Source organism: Staphylococcus sp. GDB20D11A (genome assembly GCF_016893255.1).
Classification (GTDB): domain Bacteria; phylum Bacillota; class Bacilli; order Staphylococcales; family Staphylococcaceae; genus Staphylococcus; species Staphylococcus aureus.
This window is the reverse complement of record NZ_JAFEPJ010000030.1, coordinates 1-9,021: the sequence shown is the minus strand read 5'-3', so window position 1 is coordinate 9,021 and position 9,021 is coordinate 1. Positions and strand designations below refer to the sequence as shown.

Annotated in this window: 9 protein-coding genes; 3 read left to right on the top strand and 6 right to left on the bottom strand. The window is 29.9% G+C overall.

Annotated elements, in window-relative coordinates:
• Positions 1-213: 213 nt before the first annotated feature.
• A complete protein-coding gene (locus JV528_RS13190; protein WP_000427807.1) occupies positions 214-1,362 on the bottom strand; it encodes an ROK family transcriptional regulator in 1,149 nt (382 codons plus the stop codon).
• 318 nt (positions 1,363-1,680) lie between these two features.
• Between JV528_RS13190 and psm-mec the strand changes: the two genes are divergently transcribed.
• A complete protein-coding gene (gene psm-mec / locus JV528_RS13185) occupies positions 1,681-1,749 on the top strand; it encodes a phenol-soluble modulin PSM-mec (protein WP_014532405.1) in 69 nt (22 codons plus the stop codon).
• 84 nt (positions 1,750-1,833) lie between these two features.
• Here psm-mec and mecI read toward each other — a convergent pair whose 3' ends face one another.
• The gene (mecI, locus tag JV528_RS13180; RefSeq protein WP_000369214.1) at positions 1,834-2,205 is read right to left on the bottom strand and encodes a mecA-type methicillin resistance repressor MecI; all 372 of its coding nucleotides are present in this window, start codon (positions 2,203-2,205) and stop codon (positions 1,834-1,836) included.
• Positions 2,205-3,962 (bottom strand): beta-lactam sensor/signal transducer MecR1, encoded by a 1,758-nt coding sequence (gene mecR1, locus JV528_RS13175; protein WP_000952923.1) that lies wholly within the window; start codon positions 3,960-3,962, stop codon positions 2,205-2,207. Before mecR1 ends, mecI begins: the two co-directional genes overlap by 1 nt.
• A gap of 96 nt (positions 3,963-4,058) precedes the next feature.
• Between mecR1 and mecA the strand changes: the two genes are divergently transcribed.
• Positions 4,059-6,068 (top strand): PBP2a family beta-lactam-resistant peptidoglycan transpeptidase MecA, encoded by a 2,010-nt coding sequence (gene mecA / locus JV528_RS13170; RefSeq protein ID WP_063852655.1) that lies wholly within the window; start codon positions 4,059-4,061, stop codon positions 6,066-6,068.
• Positions 6,069-6,113: 45 nt separating this feature from the next.
• Here mecA and JV528_RS13165 read toward each other — a convergent pair whose 3' ends face one another.
• The 3 genes from JV528_RS13165 to JV528_RS13155 all read right to left on the bottom strand — a co-directional run bounded on the left by JV528_RS13165 (position 6,114) and on the right by JV528_RS13155 (position 8,648).
• Positions 6,114-6,542 carry a MaoC family dehydratase gene (locus JV528_RS13165; RefSeq protein ID WP_000872606.1) on the bottom strand — a complete coding sequence of 143 codons (429 nt, stop codon included), beginning with the start codon at positions 6,540-6,542 and terminating at the stop codon, positions 6,114-6,116.
• Positions 6,543-6,638: 96 nt separating this feature from the next.
• On the bottom strand, positions 6,639-7,382 hold the full coding sequence (locus tag JV528_RS13160) for a glycerophosphoryl diester phosphodiesterase (protein ID WP_000958858.1): 744 nt from the start codon (positions 7,380-7,382) through the stop codon (positions 6,639-6,641).
• Between the two features lie 876 nt (positions 7,383-8,258).
• Positions 8,259-8,648, bottom strand: a complete 390-nt coding sequence (locus tag JV528_RS13155) for a hydroxymethylglutaryl-CoA synthase (protein ID WP_020444595.1) — start codon at positions 8,646-8,648, stop codon at positions 8,259-8,261.
• A 35-nt stretch (positions 8,649-8,683) separates the two neighbouring features.
• Between JV528_RS13155 and JV528_RS13150 the strand changes: the two genes are divergently transcribed.
• On the top strand, positions 8,684-9,021 hold a 338-nt coding region (locus JV528_RS13150), incomplete at its 3' end, for an IS6 family transposase (protein WP_204254850.1).

Here is a 9,021-nt window from a genome sequence, read left to right as displayed (position 1 = left end):
TTTTTACTTTGCAACAGAACCAATATTAGAATATAAAGGATTTACGAATATTGTTAACGTTAGAGGTGGCTATCAACATTTACCAGCATTTTTAAAATAGTTTTCTTCTGCAATAGAACTATAAAAATCCCTCAATCCGAAAATTCAATTCGGATTGAGGGATTTTTTTATAAAGACAATTACGAACTTTGATTATTCATTTGAATTAGTTTTTTATGCTTTTATATCTAAGTAAATATCATTAATCTGTAGTACTTTTTGGATAATTGCTAATGTACCACCTAGCAAAGTTGCAAATTTGACATTAGATGTTAACTTTATTTGAATTTCGTTACGTGAATATTGTTTGAACTGGTTCTTAATTGCTTCTAATATTTCAGGCATTTCATTGAACAATGGACAGTTAATGTAAATTGCATTCGGATTAAACTGGGTGTTTAAATTATGTATTAAAACAGCAATTTTATTTATAAATTGTTCCATTTCTTCAACTACGACTGGATTTTTTTCATTATAAAATTGAATTAATTTGCTAAGCGTCATCTTCTCATTTAGTTGATTACTTAAATTATGCAGTAAAGCTTCTTGTGAAAAAATATCTTCAATCTTATGAAAGATCTCCACATTATCGCTAACTTTTGAGACAAGTGTTTTTCCAATTTCACCCGCTTCCCCATTTGCACCACGATACAATTGATTATTAATAATAAGCCCAGCACCAATACCTTTATGTATACTTAAAGCAATAAGATTATTGTAGGATAAATTATGATTAAAATTACGTTCATATAACGCTGAAAGATTCGCTTCATTTTCAACTACGACTGGAACATTAGTAATTTCTTTTATTTTCTTAGCAATTGAAATTCCTTCAGTTTCATGGAATGGTAAATATGTCACATGCTGCTCATTATCCACAACTCCATGTATAGAAACAGACACACCTAATAGTCCGTTATAAGTATCAAGTTTCTCCTGAATATCAATATGTTTTTTTATTATGCTTAATATACTACTAACCTTTTCATCAGGTAAATCATAAGATTCATGCTTAATGACATTACCATCAAAATAATTGTACATCACTTCAACAGAACTATAAGTTAAATCCAAAGAAATAAAATAACCATAAAGATGATTAACCTTCAGAAGAATAGGTTTTCTACCACCACTCTTCGTGCTATCACCCTCACCAACCTCATTAACAAGAGATTTATACTTTAACTTATTCAAAATACTAGAAATCGTTGCCTTATTAATCTCAAGATTTTTAGATATTTGAGTACGCGAAATATTATGATGGTTATAAATTTCCCTTAGCACTCTTTTTTCATTATCATTTATATTTAAAATATTTTCCATAATTGCCTACCCCATAAGTTATTTTGAATTTAGTTTATAGTTTATCATGTATTTTTATACCAACTATTTTAACATAAATTAAATTAAACCTTAGAACAACTTAAAACCTCACTTAGGTTATCATCTTCGTTCTTTTATTTTTTTATTATTTCAATAAATTACGTATTTCCAATATGACGATTTTTTATGCAAAGTCGTTGTATGTTTTTCAAATTTTTGACATTTATGCAATCTAAATAGCCAATTAGGGAATTTTTAACATTTTTTATTTGTTTGATATTATACTTAATGTATCTTAAATAGAAAGAGGGTATGCATATGGATTTCACTGGTGTTATTACAAGCATTATTGATTTAATCAAGACTTGCATTCAGGCTTTCGGTTAATTTTTTCAACTAAAAAACAGAGGAAATATTCAACGACTTGATTGTTTCCTCTGTTTTCTATGTATTGTTGTAAACACAACAATTTTATTTTTTATTCAATATATTTCTCAATTCTTCTATTTCATCTTGTGATAGATCTTCTTTTTCTACAAAGTTTAAGACAAGTGAATTGAAACCGCCTTTGTATACTTTATTGATAAAGTTTTTAGATGTTTTATATTTTATATCACTTTCTTCTACAAGAGAGTAATATTGAAAAATTTTATTGTCTTTTTTACGATCTATAAATCCCTTTTTATACAATCTCGTTATAAGTGTACGAATGGTTTTTGGACTCCAGTCCTTTTGCATTTGTATTTCTTCTATTATATTATTCGCACTTGCATATTTTTTCATCCAAATGATATTCATAACTTCCCATTCTGCAGATGATATTTCATACGTTTTATTATCCATTATATTAACTCCATTTCTTTTAAAATACGCTCAGAAATTTGTTGTGCTTTTTCGCCATTCGCATTGTCTTCGCCTTTTAAATGTGTAGCAAAATAATACGTATTATCTTTCGTTTCAACATAACCTACGAACCATCCATTTGCTTCTTTGTGATTCACGATTCCTGTTCCAGTTTTACCTACATATTTATAAGTATCTTTTTGTTTCAAAGTCATACTATTTTCAACTTTTTCAATAGCCTTATTATCAAAATGCATGTTATGTTGTTTCATATTTTTCAACAAATTAACCTGTTCTATTGCAGAAATTTTTAATGAAGATTCATTCCAATAATTTTCATTCCCTGATATTTCTTCATTACCATATTCAATTAGATCTAAATAAGATTTAACCTCATCTTGTCTTAAATGTTTGTTTAAATTTTCGTAATACCAATTTACTGAATATTTCATTGAAGAATTTAAATTTTGATCTTGGTTCCATTCTTTAAATGGATATTGATGTTTATCCCATTGTTGTTCAGTATGATTTAATGAGAGTAAATTTTGGTCGAATGCCATTAACGCTAAATAAATTTTGTAAGTAGAATTAGGTGAATATCGTTGTTTACTTTCTGGTTCATTATAAATAGAATAAGCTTGCTCCCGTTCATTATAAAGCACAAAACTTCCATCAAATCCTTTGAAATACGGAGCTAGTTGATTTAATTTTTTATATGATACATTTGTTTCATATTTGTCTTGTTGAACATGTGCAGATAGTAACGGTGCTTGTATTAAAAGCGATATACTACATACAATATACGCAACAATACGCTTGTTTCGATTAGGTTTAGGCATTGAATCATAAAGTGCAATATACTTAACACGTTCTTTAATATTTGAATTAAAACCTAGTAAATATTGTGCTGCCACATTATTTATGTGCTGAGATTTTAAAATAGAGCATTTTAATATCGATTCACCATAACGTATATGTTCATGGCGATTCAAAATTTTTAAAACGTTTCTATCACATACTTTTTCACAGTCATTGTCCATCATTGTTTTACTTATATATAGTGCAGGATTAAACCAGAATATCATTTTAAAAACAACATAAAGCTGGTTGAATATTAAGTCATGACTTTTCACATGTGATAGTTCATGTAGAATAATATATTCAATTTCTTTGTCATTCATGGTTTCGACTACGACAGTTGGTAGTACAATTTGGGATTTCACTAAACCAAATACCATCGGATTATCAATGTTTGAACTATAACTAATTGTTATATGCTTTTTGTAGAACTGCATCTTACTTTGACATACTTTAAGTCGTTCATTAAGATATGACGATTCCAATGACGAACTTTTAATAACATCAATTTGTCGGAATGCCTTAATCATATAAAATAAGCACAACAAACTACCAAATACCCATATCAAAAGAATCATATACGTTATATTTGAGGTCTCAAACTGATTAACATTAATTGCTAAGTCTTTCGTAACAGATGATTGTTGACCATCTAACATATGACTAACCGAAGAAGTCGTGTCAGATACATTTCGATTCATCATATCTTTTGAAAATGTAAAATTCGATATTTTGTAAAATGGTATTAATGGAATTAACGTGGAGACGAGCACTAATAACCAAATCTTATGTGACATAATATTTTGAGTATATTTTATATAGAGCATTCTCACTAAAAAAATTACACATATCGTGAGCAATGAACTGATTATACTTAACATTAAAAAAGATGATAACACCTTCTACACCTCCATATCACAAAAATTATAACATTATTTTGACATAAATACTACATTTGTAATATACTACAAATGTAGTCTTATATAAGGAGGATATTGATGAAAAAGATAAAAATTGTTCCACTTATTTTAATAGTTGTAGTTGTCGGGTTTGGTATATATTTTTATGCTTCAAAAGATAAAGAAATTAATAATACTATTGATGCAATTGAAGATAAAAATTTCAAACAAGTTTATAAAGATAGCAGTTATATTTCTAAAAGCGATAATGGTGAAGTAGAAATGACTGAACGTCCGATAAAAATATATAATAGTTTAGGCGTTAAAGATATAAACATTCAGGATCGTAAAATAAAAAAAGTATCTAAAAATAAAAAACGAGTAGATGCTCAATATAAAATTAAAACAAACTACGGTAACATTGATCGCAACGTTCAATTTAATTTTGTTAAAGAAGATGGTATGTGGAAGTTAGATTGGGATCATAGCGTCATTATTCCAGGAATGCAGAAAGACCAAAGCATACATATTGAAAATTTAAAATCAGAACGTGGTAAAATTTTAGACCGAAACAATGTGGAATTGGCCAATACAGGAACAGCATATGAGATAGGCATCGTTCCAAAGAATGTATCTAAAAAAGATTATAAAGCAATCGCTAAAGAACTAAGTATTTCTGAAGACTATATCAAACAACAAATGGATCAAAATTGGGTACAAGATGATACCTTCGTTCCACTTAAAACCGTTAAAAAAATGGATGAATATTTAAGTGATTTCGCAAAAAAATTTCATCTTACAACTAATGAAACAGAAAGTCGTAACTATCCTCTAGAAAAAGCGACTTCACATCTATTAGGTTATGTTGGTCCCATTAACTCTGAAGAATTAAAACAAAAAGAATATAAAGGCTATAAAGATGATGCAGTTATTGGTAAAAAGGGACTCGAAAAACTTTACGATAAAAAGCTCCAACATGAAGATGGCTATCGTGTCACAATCGTTGACGATAATAGCAATACAATCGCACATACATTAATAGAGAAAAAGAAAAAAGATGGCAAAGATATTCAACTAACTATTGATGCTAAAGTTCAAAAGAGTATTTATAACAACATGAAAAATGATTATGGCTCAGGTACTGCTATCCACCCTCAAACAGGTGAATTATTAGCACTTGTAAGCACACCTTCATATGACGTCTATCCATTTATGTATGGCATGAGTAACGAAGAATATAATAAATTAACCGAAGATAAAAAAGAACCTCTGCTCAACAAGTTCCAGATTACAACTTCACCAGGTTCAACTCAAAAAATATTAACAGCAATGATTGGGTTAAATAACAAAACATTAGACGATAAAACAAGTTATAAAATCGATGGTAAAGGTTGGCAAAAAGATAAATCTTGGGGTGGTTACAACGTTACAAGATATGAAGTGGTAAATGGTAATATCGACTTAAAACAAGCAATAGAATCATCAGATAACATTTTCTTTGCTAGAGTAGCACTCGAATTAGGCAGTAAGAAATTTGAAAAAGGCATGAAAAAACTAGGTGTTGGTGAAGATATACCAAGTGATTATCCATTTTATAATGCTCAAATTTCAAACAAAAATTTAGATAATGAAATATTATTAGCTGATTCAGGTTACGGACAAGGTGAAATACTGATTAACCCAGTACAGATCCTTTCAATCTATAGCGCATTAGAAAATAATGGCAATATTAACGCACCTCACTTATTAAAAGACACGAAAAACAAAGTTTGGAAGAAAAATATTATTTCCAAAGAAAATATCAATCTATTAACTGATGGTATGCAACAAGTCGTAAATAAAACACATAAAGAAGATATTTATAGATCTTATGCAAACTTAATTGGCAAATCCGGTACTGCAGAACTCAAAATGAAACAAGGAGAAACAGGCAGACAAATTGGGTGGTTTATATCATATGATAAAGATAATCCAAACATGATGATGGCTATTAATGTTAAAGATGTACAAGATAAAGGAATGGCTAGCTACAATGCCAAAATCTCAGGTAAAGTGTATGATGAGCTATATGAGAACGGTAATAAAAAATACGATATAGATGAATAACAAAACAGTGAAGCAATCCGTAACGATGGTTGCTTCACTGTTTTATTATGAATTATTAATAAGTGCTGTTACTTCTCCCTTAAATACAATTTCTTCATTTTCATTGTATGTTGAAAGTGACACTGTAACGAGTCCATTTTCTTTTTTTATGGATTTCTTATTTGTAATTTCAGCGATAACGTACAATGTATTACCTGGGTATACAGGTTTAATAAATTTAACGTTATTCATTTGTGTTCCTGCTACAACTTCTTCTCCGTATTTACCTTCTTCTACCCATAATTTAAATGATATTGAAAGTGTATGCATGCCAGATGCAATGATACCTTTAAATCTACTTTGTTCTGCTTTTTCTTTATCTATATGCATATATTGAGGATCAAAAGTTGTTGCAAATTGGATAATTTCTTCTTCTGTAATATGAAGGCTTTTTGTTTTGAATGTTTCTCCTACTATAAAATCATCGTATTTCATATATGTCTCTCTTTCTTATTCAAATTAATTTTTTAGTATGTAACATGTTAAAGGTAAGTCTACCGTCACTGAAACGTAAGACTCACCTCTAACTTTCTATTGAGACAAATGCACCATTTTATCTGCATTGTCTGTAAAGATACCATCAACTCCCCAATTAGCAAGTTGGTTTGCACGTGCTGGTTTGTTTACAGTCCATACGTTCAATTCATAACCCGCTTCTTTTACCATTTTTACTTTTGCTTTAGTAAGTTTGGCATCTTCAGTGTTTACTATTTTAGCATTACAGTAATCTAAAAGTGTTCTCCAGTCTTCACGAAACGAAGTTGTATGGAATATAACTGCTCTGTTATATTGTGGCATGATTTCTTCTGCAAGTTTAACAAGCACAACATTAAAGCTTGAAATGAGCACTTCTTGATTCTGATTTAAGTTTGTTAATTGTTCTTCCACTTGCTTAACCATACTTTTAGAAAGTGCTAGTCCATTCGGTCCAGTAATACCTTTTAATTCTACATTTAAATTCATATTATATTCATTTGCTATTTTTACTACATCATCGAAAGTTGGCAAATGTTCATCTTTGAATTTTTCACCAAACCAAGATCCTGCAGAAGCATCTTTAATTTCATCATAATTCAATTCAGTTATTTCCCCGGACATATTTGTAGTCCGTTCTAAATAATCATCATGAATGATAATCAGTTGTTCATCTTTTGTAATTGCAACATCTAACTCCAACCAGTTTATACCTTCTACTTCTGAAGCAGCTTTAAATGATGCAATTGTATTTTCCGGAGCTTTACTAGGTAATCCTCTATGTCCATATACAGTTAGCATATTACCTCTCCTTGCATTTTTATTTTTTTAATTAACGTAACTGTATTATCACATTAATCGCACTTTTATTTCCATTAAAAAGAGATGAATATCATAAATAAAGAAGTCGATAGATTCGTATTGATTATGGAGTTAATCTACGTCTCATCTCATTTTTAAAAAATCATTTATGTCCCAAGCTCCATTTTGTAATCAAGTCTAGTTTTTCTGTACCCCTTATCTGCAATTTTACTTAGGATTGCTTTTAACTTACCCCTTATCTGCAATTTTACTGAGAACTGCTTTTAACGCACCTCTTATCTGCAATTTTGCCTAGAACTGCTTTTAACGTACCTCTTATCTGCAATTTTACTGAGAACTGCTTTTAACTTACCCCTTATCAGCAATTTTGCATGGAATTGCTTTTAACGTACCTCTTATCTGCAATTTTACTGAGAACTGCTTTTAACAAACCTCTTATCTGCAATTTTACTTAGAACTGCTTTTAACGTACCTCTTATCTGTAATTTTACTGAGAACTGCTTTTAACAAACCTCTTATCTGCAATTTTACTTAGAACTGCTTTTAACAAACCTCTTATCTGCAATTTTACTTAGAATTGCTTTTACTATTCCTCTTATTAGTATAATCTCAGTAAGAATGCGTATAAAAATGAAAATTACAACCGATTTTGTAAGTGCTGACGCCTGAGGGAATAGTATGTGCGAGAGACTAATGGCTCGAGCCATACCCCTAGGCAAGCATGCACGTACAAAATCGTAAGATAAAAAAATAAGCATATCACTGTAAACTTTAAAAAATCAGTTTAGTGATATGCTTATTTATTTCGAGTTAGGATTTATGTCCCAAGCTCATCAAGCACAATCGGCCACTAGTTTATTTCTCTATCTTATATGTTCTGATATGGTCTTCTATACTGTATAAGTATACTTTTGAATATGGATCTTGTGTCAATTCACGTTCGAAATCAAATTCTTGATTATCAAATCTGTTAAAGAATGTTTCGTATTCTTCGACTGATAATTGCTCTCTAGATTCTAGCATATTTAAGTGTTTCTCTTTATCTAATGCTTTGTCATATCCTTTAACGATTGAACCACTAAAGATTTCTCCTACTGCTCCTGAACCATAACTAAATAGACATACTTTCTCTTCTGGTTGGAATGTGTGGTTCTGTAATAACGAAATTAAACTTAAGTATAATGATCCTGTATAAATGTTACCAACATCTCTATTCCATAATACGGTTCTGTTGCAAAGTTGAATTTATAGTATAATTTTAACAAAAAGGAGTCTTCTGTATGAACTATTTCAGATATAAACAATTTAACAAGGATGTTATCACTGTAGCCGTTGGCTACTATCTAAGATATACATTGAGTTATCGTGATATATCTGAAATATTAAGGGAACGTGGTGTAAACGTTCATCATTCAACGGTCTACCGTTGGGTTCAAGAATATGCCCCAATTTTGTATCAAATTTGGAAGAAAAAGCATAAAAAAGCTTATTACAAATGGCGTATTGATGAGACGTACATCAAAATAAAAGGAAAATGGAGCTATTTCTATCGTGCCCTTGATGCAGAGGGACATACCTTAGATATTTGGTTGCGTAAGCAACGAGATAATCATTCAGC